The sequence below is a fragment of the Litoreibacter halocynthiae genome, assembly GCF_004365635.1.
GTDB classification, from domain to species: domain Bacteria; phylum Pseudomonadota; class Alphaproteobacteria; order Rhodobacterales; family Rhodobacteraceae; genus Litoreibacter; species Litoreibacter halocynthiae.
In genome coordinates, this window is sequence record NZ_SOBH01000002.1 from 367,666 (window position 1) to 392,789 (window position 25,124).

Sequence of the window (25,124 nt, forward strand, 5' to 3'; positions counted from 1 at the left end):
TCATGAGGCCTCGCAGGCGGCTTTCAAAACGGGGTCGTCCTCCGCGACCGACCGCCATTGGGCATTCAAGACATCGCCATCCGCCCCGAACTCGATACCGTCTTCCACATCGGCGCGTTTGCCGTTGGCACAGTCAAACAGCATCGGCACCTTCGCCGTTCGCGACCAACGGCCATAGAACACCAAATCAACGATCCGCTGATCGGGCTGTGCCGGATGGGTGCGCACCGACACCTGATCAACGGCGACAAAACGCGCCACGAAGGGCTTGATGTAGGTCCACGGGCGGTAAAACGCTTTTTCCTCGATGGCATGCGCCACAACCATGCCTTGCGGCATGTTGGCAGATGTCCGCGCGAACCAGCCGTATTCACTGGAAATCGTCGCCATCAGCATCGCAGCACCGGCTGCGGCAGGAACCAGCCAACTGGGCAAGCGTCCTTTCAGCGTCCGGTTTATCGCCCACACAAGAAGGGCCGCAGCTGCGCCCGCCACGATCGTGCCGATGAGTTCAAAGAACATATGCCCCTCCCTTGTTTCGTTACCCTAGCATGCCGCGCCCCTGCATCAGCGCGGATTGCATCGTTTTGATCACCACAAACGCGTCACGCAAATGGCTGCGCTCGAATGCCGACAACTCCGCCGGTGGCAGGAAGTTGTCCGGCGCCTTGCCGTGTTTGATTTGGGCCGCCTGATGGTCCAGACGGCTTTGCGCCACCAGATCATAGGCGTCCAGCAAGTCCTGACCGCCACTTTGCGAGACAGCCTTCGCCGCAATAGCCCCTTCCAGCCGGGCGCGGGTGTTGACCACATCCAGCTTGCCTTGCAGCGCGTACATCCGGCCCAGATCAACCACAGGAACAACGCCGTTCAGCTTCATGTCAATGGTGTTGCGGTGTTCACCGGAACGGATGGTGGCAAGCCCCTTCAATAATCCCAACGGCGTTGCGTGGGTCAGGGCGTTGCTGGCCATGTGGGCGGTAAAAATCGAATTGGCGGCAGCAGCCTCAAGCGTTTGGGTTTGCAGACCCTCGAACAGGCTCGCGTCACCGCCAATGGGCCGCAGGTCGAACATGACCGAGGCCAGCATCTGCGCCTCTTTGCTGGGGCTTTTGATCCAATGTTGAAAATAGTCGCGCCAGACCGACAAAGGCTGCCGCCAGCGCGGGTTCGTCGCCATCATATCACCCGGGCAATAGACATAGCCACATGCGTTCAGACCATCGCTGACAAACTGCGCGAAGGGCTCGAAATAGGCGAGTGCCGCTTCGCTCAGCTCGTCCTCAAGGATCAGGCAATTGTCCTGATCGGACACGCCGGTTTGTTCCTGCCGCCCTTGGCTGCCACAGGCCAGCCAGACGTAGCGCGCGGGCGGTGGCCCGAATTTTTCTTCGGCCAGCGTCAACAAACGGCGCGTTACCACATCGGCAATATCAGTAATCATGCGGGTCACGACATCATGCCGGTTGCCAGCCGCGACCAGTTGGACCAGCAGGTTGGGAATGCGTTTGGTTACCTCGGCCAAGCCCTCAGCCGTCTGGGCCTCGGCCGCTTCGGCAACGAAGCCCGCGGTGCTCGACGCCTGAAAGCGGGTCAGGTCGGTTTGCGTCACGATGCCCACCAACGTCTGACCGGAGACGATCGGCAAATGGCCCAACCTGTGCTCCATCATCATGTGCAGCACGTCCGACCCGATGGCCGAGGGTGGCAAAGTACGGGGCGCGCTGGTCATAATTTCGGCCACGGGTGTGCTGTAGTCGAGGCCCTCAGCCAGCGCCTTACCCGACAGGTCACGCAGCGTTAGAATGCCGACAAGCGCATCTTCCTCGGTCACGCAAAGGCACGAAATCCGCTGGTCCCGCATCAGCTTGGCGGCGTCCCGAATTGTCATTGAAGGTGCGCAAGTCATCGGGTCAGGCGCCATCAGCGTCTCGACCCGCACGCTGGTCAGATCGAACGCTAGGGCCGCGTCGTTGGTCGTATCAGCACGGGTCCGGTCAAAGAACCGGCGGTAAGGGTCATGCTCGGCGCGCAGCTTGTGGAAAACGTCCGGCGGGATGCAGATCAGCTGGCTGTCTTCCTCCGCACAGGCGGAGGTCACGGCCACCCCGTTGCGCAGCAATCCACGCTCCCCAAACGAGTTCTCGCTTTGCAAATGTGAAATTTCGTGGCCCGCGTCATCGCGCACACAAACGCTGCCGCTTACAACAATATATAAGCCCTGAAGCGTATCACCGACATCATAGACAGTCGCTCCCTTGGCTATGTCAATCACTTTGACCCGCTTGGCGATTGCGCCCAGCGTCGCCTTCGGCAGCACATCATACGGGTGAAGGTTAGGGAGAAATTGGAGGGCGGTGTCAGTCATAAGATGTCCCGCTGTCAGAGCGTTCTTGTCGCTCTTAAAGTGCATAGATCGTAAAAGAGGGCCAGCGGGCTAAATGCCGCTGGCCCCAATTGTTTTAGTGGTCGACCGCACCGCCTGCACCAGCTGGTACACGCACGCTTTCGACAAGGTCCTTGATGTCCTGCGGTGTGTCAGCAGTCGACATCGAGACGATGTAGGCCACCGCGAAGTTGATCAACGCACCCACAGCACCGATAGCTGTCGACTGAATGCCCAAGAGCGAGCCGTCAACAGTGTCAGGGAAAGAGTTGGTGCCCGCGATGAACAGCCAGCCCTTGTGCAGGAAGATGTAGACCAGCGTGAAGCCAAGGCCCGCCAACATCCCCGACACAGCGCCTACGTTGTTCACGCGCTTGGAGAAGATGCCCATCATCAAAGCCGGGAAGATCGACGCCGCAGCCAGACCGAAGGCAAGGGCCACGGTTTGCGCCGCAAATCCCGGAGGATTGAGCCCGAGGATCGTCGCCACACCAATGGCAACCGCCATGGCAATCCGCGCCGACAACAGCTCCGACTTCTCGGACATGTTCGGCGTCAGCTGACCTTTCAGAAGGTCATGGCTCACCGCAGACGAGATCGCCAGTAGCAGACCCGCCGCCGTGGACAGCGCCGCCGCCAGACCACCTGCCGCCACAAGACCAATAACCCAACTTGGGAGGCTTGCGATTTCAGGGTTCGCCAACACAAGGATGTCGCGGTTGAACTTGGTCAGTTCGTTGCCTTCCCAGCCATTCGCCGCGGCTTTTTCGGCCATCGCATCGGACTTGTCGTTGTAGTACTGGATTTTGCCGTCGCCGTTCTTGTCTTCCCAGTCGAGAAGGCCAGTTTTCTGCCACGTCAGCATCCAATTGTACTCGCTATCGTTTTGGATAGCCTCGACCGAAACGGCCTCGTTGGCTGTGCCGTTTGGCCACATCAGGTTGGTGATGTTCAGACGCGCCATGGCGCCCACAGCCGGAGCCGTCAGATACAACAACGCAATGAACACCAACGCCCAGCCAGCAGACCAACGTGCGTCGGACACTTTTGGAACCGTGAAGAAGCGCATGATGACGTGTGGCAAACCGGCTGTACCGATCATCAGAGACAGCGTGAAGAGAACCATGTTCAGGTTGTCTTTATGCGCCTCCGTATAGCTGGCAAAGCCAAGCTCTGTGACGACTTGGTCAAGCTTCTGCAACAGGTAGACAGATCCTTCACCACCCGCAGCCGCAGTCTCGCCAAAGAGGCCAAGCGCCGGAATCGGATTGCCCGTCAGTTGCAAAGAGATGAACACAGCAGGAATGGTGTAGGCCATGATCAGCACGACGTATTGTGCCACTTGGGTGTATGTCACACCTTTCATGCCGCCAAAAACCGCATAGGCAAACACCACACAAGCACCGATCAACAGACCGGAAGTGTTGGAGATTTCTAGGAACCGGCCAAAAGCCACGCCCACGCCTGTCATCTGCCCGATCACATATGTGGTCGATGCCACGATCAAACAGATCACAGCCACGATACGCGCGGTTGGCGAGTAGAAGCGGTCGCCGATGAATTCGGACACGGTGAATTTGCCGAACTTGCGAAGATAGGGGGCAAGCAGCAGCGCCAGCAGCACGTAGCCACCCGTCCAACCCATAAGGAAGGTCGAATTGTCGTAGCCGGTGAAAGCGATAAGACCGGCCATGCCGATGAAGGACGCCGCCGACATCCAGTCCGCAGCAGTTGCCATGCCGTTGGTGACAGGGTGAACACCCCGACCAGCGGCATAGAATTCAGATGTGGAACCCGCGCGGGCCCAGATCGCGATGCCGATATAAAGCGCGAAAGACGCGCCCACGAACAGCAGGTTAATTGTAAACTGGTCCATCAGATCAGTCCTCCTCTACGCCGTATTCACGGTCGAGTTTGTTCATCCGCCACGCGTAAAAAAAGATCAGCGCAAGAAAGACGAGGATCGAACCCTGTTGGGCAAACCAGAAGCCCAGATCAGTGCCGCCAACGGAAATGCCCGAGATCATCGGGCGCAGCAGGATGCCGAAGCCGAAGGACACCAGCGCCCAGATGATAAGGCTGATGACGATGATACGGATGTTGGCTGTCCAGTAGCCAGCCCCGTCCGCCGCAGCCTTTGTGTGTGTTGATTGATCCGCCATTGTGGCGCTCCTCCTTAGTTAATGTTCAAATTCGAAACGCCTGACCCGCGGTCCCGGCGTGGTGTCTTCTACGTCGCGCGGTACTCGGCAATCCGGCCCTGATCACACGCAGTGCGGTGCGGCAGAAGGAGAGCCCTGCAGTAATCAGACGTTTTCACGGGTTCCATCACGGCCTCCTCAAACCAGTGTCGGAAGAGGAAGGTTGATCGCGACGTCAATTTTCCTCGGGGTAATCCCAATAACGCTACGTCATTACGTGTAAAAATTGGACTATCTTACTGGTGTGGCTGTATTTTTTTGTAAATTAATTTTCAGATAACTTTTCAAGTTGTAAAGATGACCTGCGTCAAATCGCCAAATTCGAACAAACTCAAAGCGATGCCTGTTAGTCGGTTCAGCCGAATTCTGATGTTAACGCGCGGACAGTTCGGCCGTTTCATGCAAACCTGTTCAGACCCGCACCAAACCACGCCCGCGCAGCGTGCCGGTTGGGGGTAGCAAAGATGAAATACTCGAATCGAGACGACAGTTCGCACCCGTTCAGCGGTGCGGCAAAGCCCTCATCCAGCAGATGCCCGCCCTGACCTCAGAGCTTCAAGCAGCCGCTACTTGATTCAGCTTACCCTTGATCGCGCTCGCGGATCGTCTTCGCGAAGGCCGGGAAAATGTCGGGGTTTGCCGCGATCATCTGGCCGCCTTCCAGCAGGCTTTGATCCTCGCGGATCGGTTCGATAAAGCCGCCCGCCTCTTTGACCAGCAAGACACCACCCGCGATGTCCCAGATGTTCAGGCCCCGCTCCCAGTAGCCGTCATACCGGCCAGCGGCCACATAGGCCAAATCAAGTGCAGCGGCGCCCCAACGGCGCACACCCGCGCATTGCGGCAACAACCGCGCAAGGTCTTGCAAGGCCGCTGGCAAATGTTTGCTGCCGCCAAACGGCAAGCCTGTCGCAAACACGCTTTCGATCATCTTGTGGCGACCGGACACGCGCAGGCGCTGCTCGTTCATGAACGCGCCCTCGCCCTTTTCGGCCACGAACATTTCGTCCTTGGCAGGGTCATATACAACGGCGGACACGATCTCGCCCTTGTGCTCCAGCGCAATCGACACGGCAAAATGCGGCATCCCGTGCAGGAAGTTGGTGGTGCCATCCAGCGGGTCCACGATCCAGCGCCGCGTCGGATCCGTACCCTCGATCGGGTCGCTTTCCTCACCAACCCAGCCATAGGTCGGGCGGGCATCCATCAGTTGTTCCTTGATGATGGCCTCGGCAGCGGTATCGGCACGGGACACAAAATCCCCTGCACCCTTCATCGAGACCTGAAGGTTCTCGACTTCGCGAAAGTCTTTTACCAGCGACCGGCCAGCCACGCGTGCGGCTTTGATCATTACGTTAAGGTTTGCGCTGCCTTGCATGGGTCATCATCCTGTGGAGAGGTTTGGAGGCGCGTATAGACCCATCCACCGCATAGGGAAAGCCCTTGCGGATACCGCGCTTTTGAACGAGCGTCGCGTCATGTCCGCTGACCGTCCCCTTCTAGGCATCATGCTCATGATCGGCTTTTGCATCCTCGCCCCTATGGGCGACGCGATGGCGAAGCTGTTGGGCGAAAGCATTCCACTGGGACAGTTGCTGCTAACCCGCTTCGGGGTGCAAACGGCGGTGCTGATCCCGCTGGCCCTGCTCACAGGCCGCACATTACTGATGTCACGCCGCGTTTTGCGGCTCACCGTGCTACGCTCGGTGCTCCATATCATCGGTATCGGCGCGATGTTTTCATCCCTGCGCTATCTGCCCTTGGCCGACGCGGTCGCCATCGCCTTCGTCATGCCGTTCATCATGCTGTTGCTCGGAAAATACGTGCTGGACGAAGAAGTCGGCATGCGTCGCCTTTTGGCCTGCGTCGTGGGCTTCATCGGCACGTTGTTCGTGATCCAGCCCAGCTTCGCTGCCGTCGGCGCCCCTGCCCTGTTGCCCTTGGTGGTCGCCGTGGTCTTTGCCCTGTTCATGCTGGTCACGCGGCAAGTCGCCAAACATGCCGATCCCATCAGCCTCCAAGCCGTCAGCGGCATCGTGGCCACCATCATCCTTGCCGCCATGTACTTCATCCCAGGCACGGATACGATTGAGCAATTCCAGCTCGTCATGCCCGAAGGATCAAATGTCTGGTCCATGCTCGTGGCCATCGGCCTGCTTGGCACTTTCGCGCATCTGGTCATGACGTGGAGCCTGCGCTTCGCGCCCTCCGCCACGGTCGCCCCGATCCAGTATCTGGAAATCCCGATTGCCACGATGGTCGGCTTCGCGGTCTTCGGCGATTGGCCCAACAGTTTGGCGATGCTTGGTATTTGCATCACCATGACCGCTGGCCTCTATATCCTGATGCGAGAGCGTAACTTGGCCAAACTGGTGCCCCCCGCCGCCTAAACCTTCTCCGGCGCGCGTTGCAACTTTAACGGCTCCGTGCGCGCCAAGCGGATGACATTCGCCATGAACGGCTTCGACGTATCCTCGCTGCGCGTCGCCGCATAAAGCCGTTTGGTGCGCCCGCCTTTGGTCAATGGCCGCGTGACGTAGTCGGAGTTATAGCGCACCTCGCGCACCACCCAGTCCGGCAGCACCGCCACGCCACGGTTGGACGCGACCAGCAGCAAGATCACCGCCGTCAGTTCCACCTGCCGCATGGCTTTCGGCTCCACCCCCGCAGGGGCCAGCAATTCGGTGAACACGTCCAGTCGCGTCCGGTCCACGGGGTAGGTGATGAGCAACTGGTCGCGAAAGTCCTCGGCCTCGATATACTCTTTCTGCGCCAACGGGTTTTGCGAGGACGCGACAAACACCGGCTCGTAGTCGAACAACGGCGTGAAATCCACGCCCGGCAGGTCTTCAGGGTCCGACGAGACCACCAGATCCACCTCCTCCCGCATCAATGCCGGCAGCCCGTCAAACGACAGACCGGGGCGGATATCCACATCCACATCCGGCCAGTTCTTGCGGAAGCCCTCCAGCACTGGAAACAACCATTCAAAACAGGCATGGCACTCAATCGCGATATGCAAACGCCCCGTCTTGCCGACCCGCAGCCCCTCGAAATCCGCCTGCATCGCCTCGACCTCGGGCAAAATACGCTCTGCCAGCCGCAGCAGTTTCATCCCCGCCGAGGTCAGTTTCATCGGTTTGGCCCGCCGAATAAACAGCTCCACCCCCGCTTGATCCTCAAGCCCTTTGATCTGATGGCTCAGCGCGCTTTGGGTGATATTCAGCCGGTCGGCAGCCTTGGCCAGACCGCCTGCCTCGTGAATGGCACGCACCGTCCGAAGGTGGCGAAACTCGATATGCATGCGATCCTCATAATGATGGTGAAAGTTATGAATTTGTCTCACATGGCACAGCATGGCACAAGGCATCAACCCCAATAGGATACCCGTCATGACCCGCCCAAACGTCTCGTTCGAATTCTTCCCACCTAAATCCGTCGAAGCCAGCTTCCGCCTGTGGGACACCATCCAGACGCTTGCCCCGCTGGACCCGACCTTCGTGTCCGTCACCTACGGCGCTGGCGGCACCACCCGCGAGCTGACCCACGAGGCCGTCACGGCCCTGCATAAAACAACCGACCTACGCGTCGCGGCGCATCTGACCTGCGTGGACGCCACCCGCGAAGAAACCCTCGCCATCGCCCGCGACTACATCAAGTCCGGCGTGACCGACATCGTCGCCCTGCGCGGCGACGCACCCAAGGGTCAGGACTTCACGGCCACCAAGGACGGCTTCGCCTCCTCCATCGAGTTGATCGAGGCGCTGAAAACCGAGACCGACGCCACGATCCGCGTCGGTGCCTACCCCGACAGCCACCCCGAGGCGGGCTCCATGGAGGCCAACATAGCCTACCTGAAGCGCAAGTTCGATGCGGGCGCGGATGCGGCGATCACCCAGTTTTTCTTCGAGGCGGACACCTTCTTCCGCTTCCGCGACGCCTGCGTAAAAGCTGGCATCGACAAGCCGATCTTGCCCGGCATCTTCCCGATTGAGGACTGGACCCGCGCCAGCAACTTCGCAAAGCGCTGCGGCACCCATGTGCCCGCATGGCTGGAAGAGGCCTTCGCCACCGCCATCCGCGACGACCGCCACGACCTGCTGGCGCAATCCGTGGTGACCGAGTTGTGCTCCGACCTCGTCGATGGCGGCGTGAACGATCTGCACTTCTACACACTGAACCGCCCCGAGCTGACCCGCGACATCTGCGCGGCCCTTGGCGTGACCCAGAAATTGGCTTTAGCGCAAGTGGCGTAACGCTGCCGGTTGCACCTCTCGGGCCTGTCTCCTACCGTCTCCCTCGACGTCCCCTAGAAGACAGGCCCGCCCTATGCCCGACCAATTTCTGCCAGATAACCCGGAGCAGTTGCCAACCCGCGAGACGACATTGTCGATGTCGGGGCTGGAGTTCATGCAGAAAATCCTCGCCGGCGAGCTGCCACTGGCCCCGATCGCCAAAGGGCTGAACTACCAACTCCACAGCGTGAAACCTGACGAGGTGATCTTTCGCGGCGCACCCGGCTTTGAGCAGATGAACCCCACCGGCACCATTCACGGCGGCTGGTACGGCACCCTTTTGGACAGCGCCATGGCCTGCGCGGTGATGACCCGTGTTGCGAAGGGGTCGGTTTATACGACATTGGAATATAAGGTAAATATCATCCGCCCCATCCCGTCGGGCATGATGGTGGATTGCGTCGGCACGGTCGAGCACGCGGGCCGCTCCACAGGCGTCGCCACAGGAAAAATCTTTGGCGTGGAAGACGGTAAGCTCTACGCCACGGGCTCCACAACCTGCATCATCATGACGCCCAAATAGGGTAAAACCAGCATACACGATGCCGCCATAGGAACATCCAATGGCGGCATCTTTTCACGGATGAGATCAGTGGCAGGCAGGGCGTTTACCCGGCAACAACACCTTGTCGATCACGTGGATCACGCCATTGTCGGCCTTGATGTTGGCAATCACCACATTGGCGGACTCACCAGTTCCATCGGCAATAGAAACACCGCTCGAACTCTTGGTAATACACAGACGTTGAGACGCCAAAACGGGCTTGAAATAGTTGGAGCCAGCCGGGATTTTTTCTGCCGTCAGATTGCGGTCATCAACATGGTAAAGCAGCACGTCCGTTAGCTGACCTTTGTTCTCGGGCTTGAGCAACGTCTCCACCGTGCCCGCCGGCAGCGCAGCGAATGCGTCGTTCACTGGGGCAAAAACAGTAAACGGACCGGGGCCGGACAAGGTTTCGGCCAACCCTGCGGCACCAACAGCCGCGACCAGTGTCGAGAACCGCTCGTCGCCCGCAGCGATCTCGACAATATTCTCGGCAGATGCACTACCGGCTGCCATCACCGACACGACAGTCAACGTCTTGAAGATATTTTTCATTGTTCATGTTTCCCCATTTGCACCCATGCTCTTGGCATGTGCTTAGGGTTACGCAGGGTTACCGTTTGGGATCACCGGATCACGGCCCTGTTAAGTTTCGTGACCAAAGCGTTAGGCAGGGTCGCGCATCACATCTTCGCCGATATGTCTGATCACTTGCGCAATCACCCTCCACCTGATGGCCAAGACGCACTTTAAACCGCGGCAGCAACCTCAGCCGTTTCTGGGCGCCGTGACAACTTCAGATAGCAGCCGTCAGATGTCAGGTTCGTTTCAAGCTCCACGTTGATCTGCTCTGCTGATGCCGCGATCAGTTTGGCGCCCAAAGCATCCGCAGACGTGCTTTCTATCTTGGGCTGGTTTAGCCCCACACCGTTGTCGGTGCACAGCATTTCCAAGAAGCCGTCTGCATCCATCTTGATGATGACTTTCACCTCGCCGTCCTCGTTATTGGGAAACGCGTACTTTAAGGCGTTTGCCACAAATTCCGACACGATCGCCCCGATTGCCGATGCTTGGGTGGAATCGACGCTGCCCTCATCTGCCTCAAGGATCAGGGAAACATGCGCAGGGGCCTCGACCTGAAGATAGGCCAGAACGCGACCAAGGAAGCTTTTCAAGCTTACGCGCTCCTCCTGCGATGTGCTGTGCAACTCACGGTGCAGGCTGGCGATGGCCGACAGGCGTCGCTCCACCGCGTCAAACGCGGCCTCCGCTTCAGGGGTTTGCGCCGTCCGGCGATACATCCGGACAAGCGATCCGACCATGGTCAGGGAGTTTTTGACGCGGTGATCCATCTCGCTGCGCAACACCTCACCAAGGGCCACATTGCGCTGCAATTCAAGCTGCGCCATCACTTGACCACCCAACACGCGCAGGGTTTCGCGTTGCAACGACGTCAGCTTGCGGGGCTTTGTATCAAGCACACAAAGCGCCCCGATGGGCAGTCCGTTGGGGGCAACAAGTGGCACGCCCGCATAAAATCGCATACCGGTCCCGTCATGGCACAACGGGTTGTCGGCGGTACGCGGGTCCAAAAGCGTGTCCTCAATCTCCAAAACCCCGTCATCAAGGATCGTATGGGCACACACCGATTTATCGAGGGTGGTCTCGCTCAATCCGGTTCCGCAGCTTACCGCAAACCACTGGCGGTCCACCTCCACGAGGCTCATCAACGATACCGGAGCCTCGCAAATCTGCGACACAAGATTGACGATATCGTCAAATTCCGCCCCCTCGATCGTACCGGACAGACCGTAGCTGCGAAGGGTGGCCAAACGACGGGCCTCATCGGGATGCGTGCTGGCAAACATGAGTTAAATCTTCCTGTGTCGCGGGGTGAAGTTACGCTAACCCGCCCCCGCGATACTTTCAATTGGAATGGGACGGGTATTACGCCTCCAGACACCACCGCATCACCGCCTTTTGCGCGTGCAAACGGTTCTCGGCCTCGTCGAAGATTACCGAATTCGGGCCGTCCATAACTTCCGACGTCGCCTCATCATCGCGATGCGCAGGTAGGCAGTGCATGAACAGCGCGTTGGGTTTGGCTTGATCCATCAACGTCTTGTTGACCTGATAGCCGCGCAGCTGGTTGTGCCGCCGCTCCCGCGCCGATTGTGGGTCGTGCATGGACACCCATGTGTCCGTCACAACCAAATCCGCGCCTTCCACTGCGGTCTGCGGGTTGCGTTCAATGGAATACAAACCATCCAAGGACGCCTCCGGATCCAGGGGTGGCGGGCCGGAGAACACCAGATCGAACTCGAACTGCTTGGCCGCGTGGGCGAAGCTGGCAAACACGTTGTTCCCGTCACCCGCCCACACAACTTTCTTGCCTTTGATCGGCCCGTTAAGCTCCTCAAAGGTCAGGATATCGGCCATGATCTGGCACGGGTGGGTGCGATCCGTCAGCCCGTTGATCACCGGAACGGTGGCATATTCCGCCATCTCCAGCAGCGTGTCCTCCTCGAAGGTCCGCATCATGATCAGGTCGACATAGCGCGACAGCACGCGGGCGGTGTCGGCGATCGTCTCGCCATGGCCCAGCTGCATGTCGGAGCCGGACAGAACCATCGTCTGCCCCCCCATCTGCCGCACGCCCACATCGAACGACACCCGCGTCCGTGTCGAGGGCTTCTCGAAGATCAGCGCGACCATGTGGTCCTTCAGCGGCAGATCGTCGTCCAAAGCCCCCTTCGGGCGGCCCGCACGGGATTTCTTCACAGTCAACGCAGTGTCGATGATATGCCGCAGGTCGGCAGGGTCGGTTTTGTGGATGTCCAGAAAATGCTTCACGCGGCACCCTCCAAGGCGGTCGCCGCCCGATCCAGACGCGCCACGGCTTCCTTGATTTCGTCGTCAGAGATAGTCATCGCAGGCAACAGCCGGATCACGTTGTCGCCACCCGGCACGGTCAACAGGTGCTGCTCATATCCAGCAGCCACCACATCCGTATTCGGCACCACACACTTGACGCCGATCATCAGGCCCGCGCCACGCACCAGCTCGAAAATCGTCGGGTGAGACGCCACCAGCCCCTCAAGGCTTTGCCGCAACAGACCGGATTTCCGCGACACCTCGGCCAGAAAATCATGGTCTGCAACGATATCCATCACCGCACAGCCCACAGCACAGGCCAGTGGATTGCCCCCATAGGTCGAGCCGTGAGTACCCGCCGTCATCCCACTCGCCGCCTCCTCGGTCGCCAGACACGCGCCCAGCGGGAAGCCGTTGCCGATGCCCTTGGCCACCGCCATAATGTCAGGGCTGATGCCCGACCATTCATGCGCAAACAGCTTGCCGGTCCGGCCCATACCGCATTGTATCTCATCGAAAATCAGCAACGCGCCGGTGCTGTCGCACATGTCGCGCAGGCCTTTCAGGCAGGCATCCGGCAGCGGGATAATCCCGCCCTCGCCCTGCACCGGCTCCACAATCACCGCCGCGATCGTGTCGTCCAACGCCTCTTGCAGCGCGTCATGGTCGCCAGCCTCAAGGTTGATGAACCCCGGCAAAAGTGGCCCAAACCCTTTGGTTAGCTTCTCCGACCCCGCCGCCGAGATCGTCGCCAAGGTCCGCCCGTGGAACGACCCCGTAAAGGTGATGATATTCACCCGCTCCGGCTGGCCTTTGTCATACCAGTATTTGCGCGCCATCTTGATCGCGCACTCCATCGCCTCCGCGCCCGAGTTGGTGAAGAACATGGTGTCCGCAAAGGTCGCCTCCCGCAGCTTGTCGGCCAGTTCTTCCTGATGCGGGATGTGATACAGGTTCGACGTATGCCACAGCTTCGCCGCCTGATCCTGCACCACTTTCACCAAGGTCGGGTGCGCATGGCCAAGGCCGGTCACCGCAATGCCAGCGGCCATGTCCAGATATCGGGTGCCGTCACGATCTATCAGCCAGCTTCCTTCGCCGGTCTCAAAGCTCATTTTCGCCCGTGAATAGGTCGGCAGTACGGCAGGTATCATCGCGTGGGTATCCTTTACGCAGAGGAAATCCAGATATTGAGGATGTTCCGGAGCAAGTCAATTTGAATGAAGGGATAGGAGGTGCGCCATGCGCACAGATGATCGGACGCTAGATTAGCGTCGGCGTCGCAGAGTGGTGATATATGCGGTCTTAATCATGGGAGTGCGTCTAAGGCGCAGCCGCTTTGCTGTCCAGCAATTATCTTGCGCGTCACCAGACGCAACTCTTGCCGGATTTTCGACACACAGCTTATTGAGGTCAGCTTTGCGGGACTTTGTTGCCGTTGACCTCAGCGGTTCACGAACGCCCTTCTGACCGAAACCTTTCAGCCCATTCTCGGTTTGTCGCATCCGCTAGCTTTGCTGTTGGCGGCGTGACCTCGGCTCTCGGGTCCTGTTCCAGACCAAGCTCTTTTAGCAGCCCTCCAAGCGTCCTATATGGTTCGGCAGACAATTCGTCATACGTGATGCGGATCGGATTGATGCCTCCGCTTACAAACCAAGACTGCCAGTCTTTATCCATTTGCTCTGACAACCGTAGCTGTGCCTCGATAGCCGTCGGATCATAGGTTGGCTCTTGCGGTTCCGAGAGGCGCTCAATCTCCGTTCCATCGGGTGCCAAGTGCCACAGCCCTGATTGCTGCGCCCTTACGTAAGATACGGCCTGATCCAGCTTGTTTTCTCGGGTAAGGTGGATAAATAACGTGTTTCCAAACGCCGCTTCGATGCGAGATTTGTCATCCAGCAGCGACGGATACAGCACTCTCAACTGCTCAATGAAAAAGTCAAAGCTATGACGCTGCAAACGCAAACCAAAGACGTTGCTCTTGCCCTTTCCGTATTCAAGCGCGGCACGAAATATAGCACTTAGAGCTTCCCTTCGAGTATTGAACTCGCTGATACCAAACCCATACTCGCTCAGCCATTCGTTAAGAGTTGGTTCATGAAAATGGGAATCAGGCAAACCAGCGTTCCCGACTTCGCTCAAAAGCCGACACAGCAACGTGCTGCCACTTCGGGGACTAGTACAAATAACATAGGATTCAAACTGCTTCATAGGCGATGAATTATACGAAGTTGCCGAAAATTCCCATTGCTGGTTTGGGCTCAAAGCCGTCATTTGCAGCGTGAAACACGAAGCCCCCATTCTTACTCTGTCGTGAGCGTGAGGGCTAAAATCATCTGACGCCCTCAACGGCCGTTCAACCCCCTTCTGGCATGTCGCGAAGGTCGCGCGCCGCGACCTTTCGCACCGCCCCCGCAAGACGCGGACTGATCCAAACTTGTATCCCGACGCATTGGCCTCTAAATTAGGGGCAACTGGAAAAGAATAAGCCGCCCTCGCAGCATCTCGGGGCGGCTTGTCGTTTGAAGAGGCTACACCGCATGTCATGGACCGATGATCGCGTCGAAGTGTTGAAGAAAATGTGGGGCGAGGGGAAATCCGCCTCGCAGATCGCCAAGGAATTGGGCGGCGTGACCCGCAACGCGGTGATCGGCAAGGTGCACCGTCTGGGCCTGTCGAACCGCTCTGGCGGCGCAAGCCCGGCCAAAGCTGCCGCCACACCCAAGGCAAAGCCCGCAGCCAAGCCCAAACCGGCCGAGAAACCCAAGGCCGCTGCCGAAGCCGAGGCGAAACCCGCCGCACCGGTCAACCGCCCCCTAGGCCGCCCGAAACTGGTCGTGACCGCAGGCCAGCCCCTGCCGCCACAGCCGTCCGCCAACGAAATCAGTCCCGAGGCACTGGCCTCCGTGCGCGAGGTCGAGAAGAAGGCCAAACGCCTCTCCGTCATGGAGCTGACCGAGCGGACCTGCAAATGGCCCGTAGGCGACCCCGCGACCGAGGATTTCTGGTTCTGCGGCCTGCCCGCGCAGCAAGGCAAACCCTATTGCGAGGCCCATGTCGGCGTGGCGTTCCAGCCAATGTCCGCACGTCGCGACCGCCGCCGGTAATCTTCACAGGCAACCTTGCCAAAAAAGATCAAGCGTCATAGCCTGAATGCTATGGCGCTTTTTTCGTGCTATATTGTTTAATGAATTTTCAGGTGCACTATGGGCAACGAGCGCGTTTCTTTGAAATGGAAAGTAGAAGGCGGCATCCATTATTCGATGCTGCAAAACCCCACGTCATCGGCCTATGTTCCGGGTGAAGACATCAAGTTTTTCAGCGAGCAGGATACCTGCCCCAACGGCCCGACCGGAAAAAGCTCCGACAAGAAGTTCGAGACGATGCCGCGCGGCAAACGAGCCAACAAAAATATCGCCAACATGAAAAGCCCGTTCTCAAGGCCCAGTAGCGCCGCGACACGCCCCGCCGTTCAGCGTCGTGCAGGGATTGGCCAAGGTGCGAAGTCAGGTCTGGCCGAGGTCGCCCTGATCGCCACCTCGCGCATGTATCTCGCTTCGCTGGACAACCGGTTCTGGGAAGCCATTCAGGACATGTCCCGCGACATTGTCGACGGCATCAAAAAGCATGGCGGCGTGCTGATCGTCGGGCGGGTCTCGATGATGCCGACCCCCAATCCCGACACGGGTATCCGGCAAACATTCTTCTACGACGCCTATATCAAGGACGGCGCCAAATCTATTGACGAGCTGTTCACCCCGACCGTCAAATCCGACGCCACGCCGGCCTTTGTCGGCCCGCAACCTTGGGCCGGCCTCAGCAAGACCAAACCCGCCTCCATGGGCCCGCGCGAGACGGCGTTTATCGGGGCCGCAAAATACGGACCACCCAAAGCGTGGGTGCCGCCAAGGGGCTATATGGTGCTTGGGGAATACAAGGTCTTCGCCACCTCGACCACCAACGCAAAGCGCTAACCTGCCGCGCTAGTTCCCGCCCAGCAAGCCCCGCAGCGCGTCTTTGGCCTTGTTCTCAAGGCCTTCCTTCAGTGCATCTTCAACGCTCTGCCCGTCCTTGCGCACCACACCCAGCTCGTCCTCCAGCTTCGCCGCGGCCTTCGCTTTCAACTCGGCCTCTCTGGCCTTCGCCTTGGCCCGCAACTCGTCCTCTTTCGCTTTGGCCTGCGCCTTCAGCTTCTCCTTTTCCGCCTCAAGCTCGGTGTCGATCAACGCCTTCAGGTCAGGCCGGAACCGGATATTGCTCCACGGCCCTTCAATGATCACAGGTACGCGGATGCCGTCTTTCAGCCGCCCCGCCAAGGCCACAGGGGCCAGCCGGTATTTGATCGTCTGTCCGCCAAGATCAACAACCCCGTTGCCCGTCGCAGTCAGCAGTTCAGCGGCAAAATTCAGGTCCGAGTTGCTCAGCACCCCGCCCTCGATCGTGAAGCTGGCGGTGATGTCGTCAAACACTGTCTTCGAGCCTTCCCCTTGGTAGGACGCATCAAGGTTCTTGATCATCCCCGCAATATCCAGCCCCAGCAATTCCCCGCTGCCCACATCCAGACGGCCAGAGCCTTTCAACCCGTTCATAATCTCGTTCATGGTGCCGCCGACGCCAAGAAATTGCAGCGACATCGACGCGTCACCCACAAGGCGGTCAAACCCCGCAAAATCGTTCAGCAAGCGTTGCATGGCCACGCTGGACGCTTTCAGATCGCCGCCCACCGACAGTCCGCCGCGCCCGTTCACCACGAACTGCCCCGACACGCCGCCGTCAAAAACGCCGACATTGGCCAGATCCAGCACCAGTCGCGCGCGGTCCAGCGAGCCGCTCAGATCCGTGCGCGCCAACTGGATGGAGCCCAGATCAATCGCGTTCGCCTTCAGCGAAAACTCCCCGTTCACGCCGGACAGCCCCGACACGTCGAGCCGCGCGTCAGACCAGCCGCCCGCGCCCGCGTTGGCGGCACCGTCACCTTCCGTGGTATCCGTGCTCATCGCCGAGAAATCCAGACTGTCGCCCTGCAGCCGCGCGGTCACATAGGGCGTGTCTTTCAGCGCCACATCCAGCGCCCCCGTCAAACGGTTCTGGTCCAGATCAATCGTCGCCCCGCGCAAGAAAACCTGATTGTCCGCGGTCAGCGTCAGCTCTCCCGACACCTTGACCTTTTGCCCCAAGCCTTTGGGAATACGCGGTGCCACCTGATCCATCAGCGCAAACAACGTGGTCTGGTCGACTACTGATCCCGTCATGGCCCCCTTCGCCTGCACGGGGTCCAGCCCTGCATTGCCCTTGAAGGTCACGGTATTCCCACCCGCGCTGGCCGTCAGGTCCACGCCCTGCACGCCGCCATCCAGCAGTTGCTGCACGCCATTCACCACGCCCGCAAGCTTGACCGACTGGCCCTTATACAGGCCCGACATCTCGACGCGTCCCGCGCCTTTCAAATCCAGCAGCTTCACCGTCGCGTCCAAGGCGGTCAGCACATAGGACTGCCCCGCCCCGGCGTCCACAAACTCGACCGAGCCATTGGTGATCTGCGCCAAAGGCAGCGACACGTCGGCCGAGCCGCCGCCGTCATCCTCCCCGCCGCCCAACTCGGCCACAAAGTCCCAGTTGGCCCGCCCGTCCTTGTGCTTCTCCAGCCGGATCACCGGTGACTGGATGTCGAACGCTTCCACCACAATGTCGCCGCCCAAAAGGGCCGAGAACCCCACGCCCATCTCCATCGACGCGGCTTCCAGCATCGGCCCCTTGCCCGACCAGTCGGCATTGGAGATCGCCACGTCCTCCAGCTTCACGCCCAAGCGCGGAAATATCTGCGGCGACACATCCCCCGCAATGCTGAGCGCGCGCCCCGTGTTCTTCTCGAACTGCCCTTCCGCAAACCGCGCGATCTTGTTCGTGGGGATCAGGAACAACCCCGCCACGGCGAGCACCACAAGGGTGATCAACGTAACCGCAATCCGGATAATCCAACGCATGGGGCCTGCTCCTCTTATGGGCTTTTGGCGCAGCGTAAGACGTCGCGGGGCGGGCTACAACGGTTTAGCGCAAGCGGAATCTCTGACGCAGGCCAAGGCCGAGGAAGAAAAGGGCGGTGAAGCCAAGGACGGTTTGCGTGGCGGCGAGTGTTTCGAGAACCGAACCAAGCGCACCCATTTTCTCGAACGACTCTAGTGTGTCGTCGAAATAGACACCTTGGAGGCCGAAGAACTTGAAGATGTTAGAAAACGAAAAGCCAATCGCCTCCATTGGACCGTAATCACGCCCACCATGTGCTTCCGCTCGCATGAAGGCACCAAGATAGATCAACGCAGGCACCAGCCAGATTGCCAGCAACGCATAACACGGCTTCACAATCGACGAACCATAATCGGACGCCCAACCGTAAAACCGATACGGAGCGCTATCAGCCCAATTCCCAATCTGTCCAGCAAACTCCATCTCCCGCTTGAAGAAAAACAATTCGTCCTCTGGAAGACCTTGCTTTCCAAAATGATGCCGTAAATATGCGCAACTGCTACGACCTACACGGGCGTCCCGATCAATCTTACTTGGCCAGTTTTCTTCCTCTGTTGAAAATACGGTCTTGTCATCGATGATCGCACCCGTAAAAATTGGATAGCGGTATAAAAACAAGGACTTACTAAAACTCGCAGGCTTGTCGAACTGCACGTCAGTTAGATCAAGTACACATAAACGCCCCCACTCATCAGAGCCGAACGTCACTTCGGAAAAAGAAGCCCTTCCCAAGAACGTGGCTGACTTCAACGATATCCTTCGCTCAAACTGGGCTGAACTAAAGTCGACATTTCGTTCGAAACTGGCTGACATAAAATCAACGTCCTTCGAAAAATTCGCAGCCACAAAAGTTGCGAAATTCTGAAATGCCGCAGAATTGAAGCTCACCTCATCAGAAAATTTGGTATAATTGAAAGCTGAATTAGCGATAAATGCAGCTCTATCAAACACTGCGATAGAGATGAAATTCGACTCACTAAAATTTGCATAGCCAACAAATTTTGAAGATTCGAAGCTTGCCTTTCCATTAAAATTTATTTCATTAAAGCTAGAATCTGCACCGAAACACGTTGAGCTGAAGCTTGAGGTATCGCCAAATTTGACGCACATAAATTGGGCATGCGCGTCAAATACCGCTAAACCAAAATCGGCCTTCGCCTTGAATTCGGCTAAAGCGAAATTAGCGACTGCGTTAAATTTCGTACGATAAAAGCTTGCGATACCTATGAAAATGGAATTGTCAAATGACACAGCCACATTAAATATCGCCTTCTCAAATGACACTTTTTTAAGAAATGTGATCCCAGATAGATCTACGCTTTTGGTAGGGTCAGGAAGACCAGGATAGACGAAACCTCCTTCGTTCCGCTCTTCCATGACCTGCTTGTGCAACCGTGCTATATCACCTGCCTTAGCGTCCCAGTCTTCGCGAGTAGGCACTTCCGCTCCGCCCGTCCGCAGGCGCTCCCGCTCTTTTTCAGAAAGGTGTTGGCATCTCCATAAGTTCCACACCTCACGGTTTTGATTTTGCCTTCGAATATCCCAACCGGTATGCCCTTCTTGCTCCCCATAAAGTGTATTCAAAACATACCATGGATTTGCGTTAGCGAGCTTCGGCTTCTTCATTTCAAATAACTCCGTCAAATTCCCGCCCACGATACGCCCGATACCTCAAACCTCAACCCCACTTCCCCCCACCCCCAGTCCATCGTATACGCCCCCTCATGGCCCAGAACCCCCCAAACCTCCGCCCCGACCTTGCACCGAAGCTACAGCTGCGCGAGCCCTCCCGCGACAACCAGCCGAAAATCGGCATGGTCTCCCTCGGCTGCCCCAAGGCGCTGGTGGATAGCGAACGCATTCTCACAAGGCTCCGCGCCGAAGGCTACGCCATCTCCCCCGACTACGCGGGCGCGGAGGCCGTGATCGTCAACACCTGCGGCTTCCTCGATTCAGCCAAGGCGGAATCCCTAGACGCCATCGGCGAGGCCCTCAAGGAAAACGGCAAAGTCATCGTCACCGGCTGCCTAGGTGCCGAGCCCGACTACATCCGCGAGCACCACCCCGCTATCCTCGCCGTCACCGGCCCGCATCAATACGAGCAGGTCCTCGACGCCGTCCACAAGGCCGTGCCGCCCAGCCCCGATCCTTTCATCGACCTGCTGCCCGCCACCGGCGTCACCCTCACGCCGCGCCACTACAGCTACCTCAAGATCTCCGAGGGTTGTAACCACAAGTGCAAGTTCTGCATCATCCCCGACATGCGCGGCCGCCTCGCTTCCCGCCCGCAAAAGGCGGTGATCCGCGAGGCCGAAAAGCTGGTAGAGGCCGGCGTCAAGGAACTCCTCGTCATCTCCCAGGACACCTCCGCCTATGGCACCGACTGGAAGGACCGCCCCTCCAAGGCCCCCATCCTCAACCTCGCCCGCGAGCTGGGCCAGCTAGCACCCCAAAACGACCTCTGGGTCCGGCTGCACTACGTCTACCCCTACCCCCATGTCCGCGAGCTGATCCCGCTGATGGCCGATCCCGCGAACGCGATCCTCCCCTATCTCGACATCCCGTTCCAGCACGCCCATCCCGATACGCTCAAACGCATGGCCCGCCCCGCCGCCGCGTCCCGCACTCTCGATGAAATCCGCGCATGGCGCACCGACTGCCCCGACATCACGCTGCGCTCCACCTTCATCGTCGGCTACCCCGGCGAGACGGAGGCCGAGTTCCAAACCCTCCTCGACTGGCTGGACGAGGCGCAACTGGACCGCGTCGGCTGCTTCCAATACGAAAACGTCGACGGCGCCCGCTCCAACGCCCTGCCCGATCACGTCGCGCCCGAGGTCAAACAAGACCGCTGGGACCGCTTCATGGAGAAAGCCCAAGCGATATCCGAGGCCAAGCTGGCCGCCAAAGTCGGCACCACCCTCCAAGTGATCGTGGACGAGGTCGACGAGGACGCCGCCACCTGCCGCACGACATCCGACGCGCCAGAGATCGACGGGAACCTGTTTATTGACGAAGGGTTTAAGGGGTTGGAGGCGGGGGATATGGTTGAGGTGTTGGTTGATGAGGCTGGGGAGTATGATTTGTGGGGGAGGATGGCGTCTCTAAAATGATCCGAGATATCAATTCAGTCAGATGCTAGTGGAGCCCCGCGCGTTAAACCTGAACTGCCTCAACTACTCCCCCCAAACCTATCAGCGAACCACTTTAATCGTCATTCCACGTTTTTCTGCCAATTTCAAAAGTGGTTGCAGGTTGTCCAGCCCCCATTGATTACTAACTGCAATTCTTTCACCATTGCCTAAACTGATTGCCTCGTCTTCCGCAATAAAATGACGCTTGCGATCTGCGTTGGCTATAGAGCGCGCAATTTCAAGGTTATCAAACATCCCATTTTTATGGGTTTCACGCCCCAATATGTGATCCAGTGCATCAGAGTCGTGTACAGAGTTTTTTAAAGCAATTTCTCTAACAATAGCTAATGCCAATCGACCCTTTGCATAAACTTTGTCGTTGAATTCATATTTTGTATAGTATCGACCCGACGGTGTCTTAAAAAAAGTGTCAATAGAAATAAGGACATCATTATTTTTACTGCGAAACCTACGAACTGCAATTGCAGCTAGTGGGATCATTTGACCATTCACAGAAATCGTCGCCCCGTCTTCAACTCGGTTTCTGAGTCCCGATGTAATATCCGTCCCCACCAACACGCCGACTAATGAAAAATCATTTATACTAGTACCATCAAGCTCTTCGATATAATAATTGAGTTCAGTTTGAGCCTCTAAATACCTTGTGAGTTGATCGACATGGCTTTCATTAATCGGGCCATTCTTTAGCTCAACGACGCCGTACGTTCCTGGCTCATAACTCACAAGAACGTCTATTCGCCCATCTCCATCTTTGGATCTCCCAGCACCTTTAAGCGCCAGCTCCTCTGTCAAAACATTTGGTTCCGAATACTCAGCATCGTTCAGGCGCAACAGCGATACATTTTCGATTAAAAAAGCCTGCAACATAAGTTCTCGGGTGTAGGGAGCTGGTGACAAAATTTGCTCATTGAGCACTAACTGACTGGATACGAACATTTAGTTGGTGCTCCGATGTGAATAAATCCGCGAAATGAGGTTCAATCGTAGGCAGTTCAATCAGAATGTGAAGCCAAAAAATTACGTAGCTCAAAATCGAACCACGCCTTTGCCAAGCAAAGGCAGCGCCCGGACCTCCCCCATGGGGAGGGCGCTAAAGCACCCGCCCCGAGGTCCAAGCGCTCCCCTCAATGTAGCATCCAGATCAAAGCACCCCCTGCGCTGCCGCGCGTGCCGGCCTCAAACGGTCCACCGGACCGTTTGCAAGACGGCCTCCACCCCCTCGGTCGAAGCGCTCCCCTTGATGTCACGACCAAACACTTCCTTTCCGCTCCCAACCCCGTAGGGTGGGTTTCAACCCACCATCCCACCTCACCACAAAGGAGCCACCCCACATGCCGCCCCCAACCATCGCCCAAAAAGCCCCCTTCCCCGTCGAAGTCGAGGCTGGCAAATCCTACTTCTGGTGCGCCTGCGGCCAGTCCGCCAAGCAGCCGTTTTGTGACGGCTCGCACAAAGGCTCCGAGTTCACTCCGGTGAAATTCGAGGCCACGGAAAACAAGAAAATCTTCTTCTGCGGCTGCAAACATTCCGCCGCCCCTGTCACCTGCGACGGCACCCACAACAAGATGTAGAACAGACGCTCGGCTGAACTCACGCCACAAATCCGCTAATTTGTGCTATATTCTCGTGTCCCGCGCCTTCATGCTCGCGGGGCATACGTCTCTAATGTTCATTTGCATGACAAAGGAAGACACCATGTATGCACGTATTACCCCGTACAAAATGAAGCCCGGCTCTCAGGCCGCCGCGACCAAGGTCATGAATGCCCTCAAGGACAAGATCATGGCGCTGGAAGGCCAGCAAAGCTTTCTGAATGTCTCCAATGACGAAGACGGAACCGGCTATGTGATCTCCACCACGGAGAACGCGGAAACCGCACCCGAGACCGCCGAGAAGATCAAAGCGCTCTGGGGCGCGTTCTCGGAGTTTCTGGTGGAGCAGCCCACGGTCCACAGCTATGACGTCGTCGCCGACTGGCGCGCATAGAAGGTAGGGCGGGGTTCACCCCGCCACACCCCCACGACAAACCTTAACAAATGCCCCCGCGCCGAAACCCTGCCCGACAAAAAGCCGACACTTCGCAGACGTTTTGCCGACCCCTCGCGCGGCGCGTTAACCCTTTCGCGCGTCTAGATACATCCGCACACAATCCTGCACCCGCCGGAACCGGTCCCCGCCCAGTTTGACCCCGCCAAACCAGCGCGTGACCACCACGACCTCGCCCACAAGTTCCTCGCGCTCCAGCATCCGCAGGATCACCATCCCCGCCCCCGCCTCGCCATCATCGTTCTTCACAGGCGTGCCGTCAGGCAGGATCACCGCCCACGTATTATGCGTGGCCTTGGCGTATTTCTTGTTCCGCTTCAGTCCCTTAACAAACGCCGCAGCGTCCTCTCGCGTGGCCACAGAACCACCCGACACGGCGTATTTGGAGCCACGATCTGTCAGGATATTTTCAAGCTGGATCACAGCAACCCGTAGATCAGGATTACCCACGCCAGCCCCGCCGCGATCGCCACCAAGGCAACACCAGCGCTCGCCGCGTCCTTGGCGTATTTGCCCAAGGCGTCATACTCCATACCGGACCGGTCCACCGCCGCCTCGACGCCCGTGTTCAACGCCTCCGCAGCCAGTAAAACAAGGCCAAGCGCCACAATCAGCGCCCGCCCCTCGGTACTTAGTGGTAACCAGAATGCCAGCCCTACGGAGCAGATATTCAAGACAAACCAGAACCGAAAACTCGGCTCCTCCCGCCAGATCGCAACGACGCCTTCCCACGACCAGAGGCAGCGGTTCATCAACCGCCGCCACTCGCGCAGGACAAAGCCGCTCAAAGCTGGGAATTCACCTTGCGCACCGTCTCGATGCGGCTGGCGTTGGGCGGATGCGTCCCAAGGAACCGGTCGCCCGGATCAGGGATACGGGTAAAGAATTCGGCCCCACGCACAGGGTTGTACCCTGCCCGCTTGGCGATCACCGTGCCCAAGGCGTCAGCCTCCAACTCGTTGTTCTTCGAGTAGGCCCGCGCGCCCACGGTGCCGCCCAGTTGCTGGCCCGCATTCACATCGAGGCCAACCGAGGCGGCGATAATCCCACCGATAATTGCCCCGCCAATCGCCGTTTGCTGTTGCTTGGCAAGGTGCTTGGAAATGTGGTGCGCCGCTTCATGGCCCATCACAAAAGCCACTTCGTCACGGTTCCGCGCATCGGCAATCAGCGCGATGGTGAATCCCAAAATTGGGCGGCCGGATTTATCCAGCGTTTGGAACGCGTTAGGCGGTTGATTGGTCCGCTCATCTACTACGATTTTGAAATCGCAGTTCAGATCGGGGGCTCTTGCACGGCACTCCCGTTCGGCCACGGGTTCGACCTGACGGACAACGGCTTTGAAGTTCGCAACCGCCGTGCGCGAAGAAACTTTGGGCGGCGAGCCCGCCTTGGTCGTCGTTGTCGGGGCCGGTGCCGGTTTGGAGGCCGGTGTCTCTGCCGTCTCAACAGTACACGCCCCCAGCGCCGCAGCAGCTATGAAAGAAAACACTAAACGCATCGATGAGCCTCTTCTGGTTTTTTTAGAATGTAGCCTCGCAACACCCGCCCGCCAAGCCCGCAGATGATCATTTGCAATTTTGCGCCGTCCAGCCCTAC

General features: G+C 58.3%; 25 protein-coding genes. 8 read left to right on the forward strand and 17 right to left on the reverse strand.

Features of this window, described 5'->3' with window-relative positions; genetic code table 11:
* The 5 genes from BDE40_RS09020 to BDE40_RS09040 form a co-directional block, all read right to left on the reverse strand.
* Positions 1-522 carry a hypothetical protein gene (locus BDE40_RS09020; RefSeq protein WP_134014251.1) on the reverse strand — a complete coding sequence of 174 codons (522 nt, stop codon included), beginning with the start codon at positions 520-522 and terminating at the stop codon, positions 1-3.
* A gap of 19 nt (positions 523-541) precedes the next feature.
* Complete coding sequence (locus BDE40_RS09025; protein ID WP_134014252.1) at positions 542-2,368, reverse strand: DUF294 nucleotidyltransferase-like domain-containing protein; 1,827 nt, start codon at positions 2,366-2,368, stop codon at positions 542-544.
* A 94-nt stretch (positions 2,369-2,462) separates the two neighbouring features.
* Positions 2,463-4,262: a sodium:solute symporter family protein gene (locus BDE40_RS09030; RefSeq protein ID WP_134014253.1), complete on the reverse strand. Its 1,800-nt coding sequence runs from the start codon at positions 4,260-4,262 to the stop codon at positions 2,463-2,465.
* 4 nt (positions 4,263-4,266) lie between these two features.
* Entirely contained in the window at positions 4,267-4,548 is a 282-nt protein-coding gene (locus BDE40_RS09035; protein WP_121020708.1) for a DUF4212 domain-containing protein, read from the reverse strand.
* A gap of 619 nt (positions 4,549-5,167) precedes the next feature.
* Positions 5,168-5,965, reverse strand: coding sequence for an inositol monophosphatase family protein (locus tag BDE40_RS09040; RefSeq protein WP_073142855.1), 798 nt, complete (start codon positions 5,963-5,965; stop codon positions 5,168-5,170).
* A 100-nt stretch (positions 5,966-6,065) separates the two neighbouring features.
* Here BDE40_RS09040 and BDE40_RS09045 point away from each other — a divergent pair, with 100 nt between their 5' ends.
* Positions 6,066-6,977, forward strand: coding sequence for a DMT family transporter (locus tag BDE40_RS09045; protein ID WP_134014254.1), 912 nt, complete (start codon positions 6,066-6,068; stop codon positions 6,975-6,977).
* On the opposite strand, the gene BDE40_RS09050 is transcribed toward BDE40_RS09045, so the two are convergent.
* A complete protein-coding gene (locus BDE40_RS09050; protein WP_134014255.1) occupies positions 6,974-7,891 on the reverse strand; it encodes a LysR family transcriptional regulator in 918 nt (305 codons plus the stop codon). The two genes, BDE40_RS09045 and BDE40_RS09050, sit on opposite strands and share 4 nt — an antisense overlap.
* Positions 7,892-7,979: 88 nt before the next feature.
* On the opposite strand from BDE40_RS09050, the gene metF reads away from it, so the two are divergent.
* Together metF and BDE40_RS09060 are read left to right on the forward strand one after the other, a co-directional pair.
* Positions 7,980-8,843, forward strand: coding sequence for a methylenetetrahydrofolate reductase [NAD(P)H] (gene metF / locus BDE40_RS09055; RefSeq protein WP_134014256.1), 864 nt, complete (start codon positions 7,980-7,982; stop codon positions 8,841-8,843).
* 73 nt (positions 8,844-8,916) lie between these two features.
* Positions 8,917-9,405, forward strand: a complete 489-nt coding sequence (locus BDE40_RS09060) for a PaaI family thioesterase (RefSeq protein WP_134014257.1) — start codon at positions 8,917-8,919, stop codon at positions 9,403-9,405.
* A gap of 66 nt (positions 9,406-9,471) precedes the next feature.
* Here BDE40_RS09060 and BDE40_RS09065 read toward each other — a convergent pair whose 3' ends face one another.
* The 5 genes from BDE40_RS09065 to BDE40_RS09085 form a co-directional block, all read right to left on the reverse strand.
* Positions 9,472-9,981 carry a fasciclin domain-containing protein gene (locus BDE40_RS09065; protein WP_134014258.1) on the reverse strand — a complete coding sequence of 170 codons (510 nt, stop codon included), beginning with the start codon at positions 9,979-9,981 and terminating at the stop codon, positions 9,472-9,474.
* A 194-nt stretch (positions 9,982-10,175) separates the two neighbouring features.
* Positions 10,176-11,294, reverse strand: a complete 1,119-nt coding sequence (locus BDE40_RS09070) for a histidine kinase dimerization/phosphoacceptor domain -containing protein (protein ID WP_134014259.1) — start codon at positions 11,292-11,294, stop codon at positions 10,176-10,178.
* 79 nt (positions 11,295-11,373) lie between these two features.
* Positions 11,374-12,279: an ornithine carbamoyltransferase gene (gene argF / locus BDE40_RS09075; RefSeq protein WP_134014260.1), complete on the reverse strand. Its 906-nt coding sequence runs from the start codon at positions 12,277-12,279 to the stop codon at positions 11,374-11,376.
* Positions 12,276-13,454 (reverse strand): aspartate aminotransferase family protein, encoded by a 1,179-nt coding sequence (locus tag BDE40_RS09080; RefSeq protein ID WP_134014261.1) that lies wholly within the window; start codon positions 13,452-13,454, stop codon positions 12,276-12,278. The genes argF and BDE40_RS09080 overlap by 4 nt, the downstream gene beginning before the upstream one ends.
* A gap of 298 nt (positions 13,455-13,752) precedes the next feature.
* Positions 13,753-14,511, reverse strand: coding sequence for a Stf0 family sulfotransferase (locus tag BDE40_RS09085; RefSeq protein WP_134014262.1), 759 nt, complete (start codon positions 14,509-14,511; stop codon positions 13,753-13,755).
* Positions 14,512-14,840: 329 nt separating this feature from the next.
* Between BDE40_RS09085 and BDE40_RS09090 the strand changes: the two genes are divergently transcribed.
* Both BDE40_RS09090 and BDE40_RS09095 read left to right on the forward strand, forming a co-directional pair.
* Positions 14,841-15,407, forward strand: coding sequence for a GcrA family cell cycle regulator (locus BDE40_RS09090; RefSeq protein ID WP_073142837.1), 567 nt, complete (start codon positions 14,841-14,843; stop codon positions 15,405-15,407).
* Between the two features lie 120 nt (positions 15,408-15,527).
* Complete coding sequence (locus BDE40_RS09095) at positions 15,528-16,274, forward strand: hypothetical protein (RefSeq protein ID WP_134014263.1); 747 nt, start codon at positions 15,528-15,530, stop codon at positions 16,272-16,274.
* Between the two features lie 9 nt (positions 16,275-16,283).
* Here the strand turns inward: BDE40_RS09095 and BDE40_RS09100 are convergent, their stop codons facing one another.
* Positions 16,284-18,284, reverse strand: a complete 2,001-nt coding sequence (locus BDE40_RS09100) for an AsmA family protein (protein ID WP_134014264.1) — start codon at positions 18,282-18,284, stop codon at positions 16,284-16,286.
* A gap of 64 nt (positions 18,285-18,348) precedes the next feature.
* Positions 18,349-19,950, reverse strand: a complete 1,602-nt coding sequence (locus BDE40_RS09105) for a pentapeptide repeat-containing protein (protein ID WP_134014265.1) — start codon at positions 19,948-19,950, stop codon at positions 18,349-18,351.
* A 98-nt stretch (positions 19,951-20,048) separates the two neighbouring features.
* Here BDE40_RS09105 and rimO point away from each other — a divergent pair, with 98 nt between their 5' ends.
* Complete coding sequence (rimO, locus tag BDE40_RS09110) at positions 20,049-21,437, forward strand: 30S ribosomal protein S12 methylthiotransferase RimO (protein ID WP_134014266.1); 1,389 nt, start codon at positions 20,049-20,051, stop codon at positions 21,435-21,437.
* Positions 21,438-21,518: 81 nt separating this feature from the next.
* Here the strand turns inward: rimO and BDE40_RS09115 are convergent, their stop codons facing one another.
* Positions 21,519-22,415 carry a PDDEXK family nuclease gene (locus BDE40_RS09115; RefSeq protein ID WP_134014267.1) on the reverse strand — a complete coding sequence of 299 codons (897 nt, stop codon included), beginning with the start codon at positions 22,413-22,415 and terminating at the stop codon, positions 21,519-21,521.
* Positions 22,416-22,810: 395 nt separating this feature from the next.
* Between BDE40_RS09115 and BDE40_RS09120 the strand changes: the two genes are divergently transcribed.
* Together BDE40_RS09120 and BDE40_RS09125 are read left to right on the forward strand one after the other, a co-directional pair.
* Complete coding sequence (locus BDE40_RS09120) at positions 22,811-23,050, forward strand: CDGSH iron-sulfur domain-containing protein (protein ID WP_134014268.1); 240 nt, start codon at positions 22,811-22,813, stop codon at positions 23,048-23,050.
* A gap of 124 nt (positions 23,051-23,174) precedes the next feature.
* Positions 23,175-23,465: a hypothetical protein gene (locus BDE40_RS09125; RefSeq protein ID WP_134014269.1), complete on the forward strand. Its 291-nt coding sequence runs from the start codon at positions 23,175-23,177 to the stop codon at positions 23,463-23,465.
* 126 nt (positions 23,466-23,591) lie between these two features.
* Here the strand turns inward: BDE40_RS09125 and BDE40_RS09130 are convergent, their stop codons facing one another.
* From BDE40_RS09130 to BDE40_RS09140, 3 genes are read right to left on the reverse strand one after another with little or no spacing between them, the layout of a single operon-like run.
* Positions 23,592-23,948, reverse strand: a complete 357-nt coding sequence (locus tag BDE40_RS09130) for a YigZ family protein (protein ID WP_134014726.1) — start codon at positions 23,946-23,948, stop codon at positions 23,592-23,594.
* Positions 23,945-24,313, reverse strand: coding sequence for a diacylglycerol kinase (locus tag BDE40_RS09135; protein ID WP_246030401.1), 369 nt, complete (start codon positions 24,311-24,313; stop codon positions 23,945-23,947). The genes BDE40_RS09130 and BDE40_RS09135 overlap by 4 nt, the downstream gene beginning before the upstream one ends.
* Positions 24,310-25,026: a M48 family metallopeptidase gene (locus BDE40_RS09140; RefSeq protein ID WP_134014270.1), complete on the reverse strand. Its 717-nt coding sequence runs from the start codon at positions 25,024-25,026 to the stop codon at positions 24,310-24,312. Before BDE40_RS09140 ends, BDE40_RS09135 begins: the two co-directional genes overlap by 4 nt.
* Between the last annotated feature and the right edge of the window lie 98 nt (positions 25,027-25,124).

Bases quoted from the DNA above. Each gene is read 5' to 3' on its own strand.
- BDE40_RS09090 (WP_073142837.1), top strand. From the start codon at position 14,841: ATGTCATGGACCGATGATCGCGTCGAAGTGTTGAAGAAAATGTGGGGC.
- BDE40_RS09050 (WP_134014255.1), bottom strand. From the start codon at position 7,891: ATGCATATCGAGTTTCGCCACCTTCGGACGGTGCGTGCCATTCACGAG.
- BDE40_RS09125 (WP_134014269.1), top strand. From the start codon at position 23,175: ATGTATGCACGTATTACCCCGTACAAAATGAAGCCCGGCTCTCAGGCC.
- BDE40_RS09070 (WP_134014259.1), bottom strand. From the start codon at position 11,294: ATGTTTGCCAGCACGCATCCCGATGAGGCCCGTCGTTTGGCCACCCTT.
- BDE40_RS09065 (WP_134014258.1), bottom strand. From the start codon at position 9,981: ATGAAAAATATCTTCAAGACGTTGACTGTCGTGTCGGTGATGGCAGCC.
- BDE40_RS09140 (WP_134014270.1), bottom strand. From the start codon at position 25,026: ATGCGTTTAGTGTTTTCTTTCATAGCTGCTGCGGCGCTGGGGGCGTGT.
- rimO (WP_134014266.1), top strand. From the start codon at position 20,049: ATGGCCCAGAACCCCCCAAACCTCCGCCCCGACCTTGCACCGAAGCTA.
- BDE40_RS09115 (WP_134014267.1), bottom strand. From the start codon at position 22,415: ATGTTCGTATCCAGTCAGTTAGTGCTCAATGAGCAAATTTTGTCACCA.
- BDE40_RS09080 (WP_134014261.1), bottom strand. From the start codon at position 13,454: ATGATACCTGCCGTACTGCCGACCTATTCACGGGCGAAAATGAGCTTT.
- BDE40_RS09025 (WP_134014252.1), bottom strand. From the start codon at position 2,368: ATGACTGACACCGCCCTCCAATTTCTCCCTAACCTTCACCCGTATGAT.
- BDE40_RS09085 (WP_134014262.1), bottom strand. From the start codon at position 14,511: ATGAAGCAGTTTGAATCCTATGTTATTTGTACTAGTCCCCGAAGTGGC.
- metF (WP_134014256.1), top strand. From the start codon at position 7,980: ATGACCCGCCCAAACGTCTCGTTCGAATTCTTCCCACCTAAATCCGTC.
- BDE40_RS09120 (WP_134014268.1), top strand. From the start codon at position 22,811: ATGCCGCCCCCAACCATCGCCCAAAAAGCCCCCTTCCCCGTCGAAGTC.
- BDE40_RS09035 (WP_121020708.1), bottom strand. From the start codon at position 4,548: ATGGCGGATCAATCAACACACACAAAGGCTGCGGCGGACGGGGCTGGC.
- BDE40_RS09105 (WP_134014265.1), bottom strand. From the start codon at position 19,950: ATGAAGAAGCCGAAGCTCGCTAACGCAAATCCATGGTATGTTTTGAAT.
- BDE40_RS09030 (WP_134014253.1), bottom strand. From the start codon at position 4,262: ATGGACCAGTTTACAATTAACCTGCTGTTCGTGGGCGCGTCTTTCGCG.
- BDE40_RS09020 (WP_134014251.1), bottom strand. From the start codon at position 522: ATGTTCTTTGAACTCATCGGCACGATCGTGGCGGGCGCAGCTGCGGCC.
- BDE40_RS09040 (WP_073142855.1), bottom strand. From the start codon at position 5,965: ATGCAAGGCAGCGCAAACCTTAACGTAATGATCAAAGCCGCACGCGTG.
- BDE40_RS09045 (WP_134014254.1), top strand. From the start codon at position 6,066: ATGTCCGCTGACCGTCCCCTTCTAGGCATCATGCTCATGATCGGCTTT.
- BDE40_RS09100 (WP_134014264.1), bottom strand. From the start codon at position 18,284: ATGCGTTGGATTATCCGGATTGCGGTTACGTTGATCACCCTTGTGGTG.
- BDE40_RS09060 (WP_134014257.1), top strand. From the start codon at position 8,917: ATGCCCGACCAATTTCTGCCAGATAACCCGGAGCAGTTGCCAACCCGC.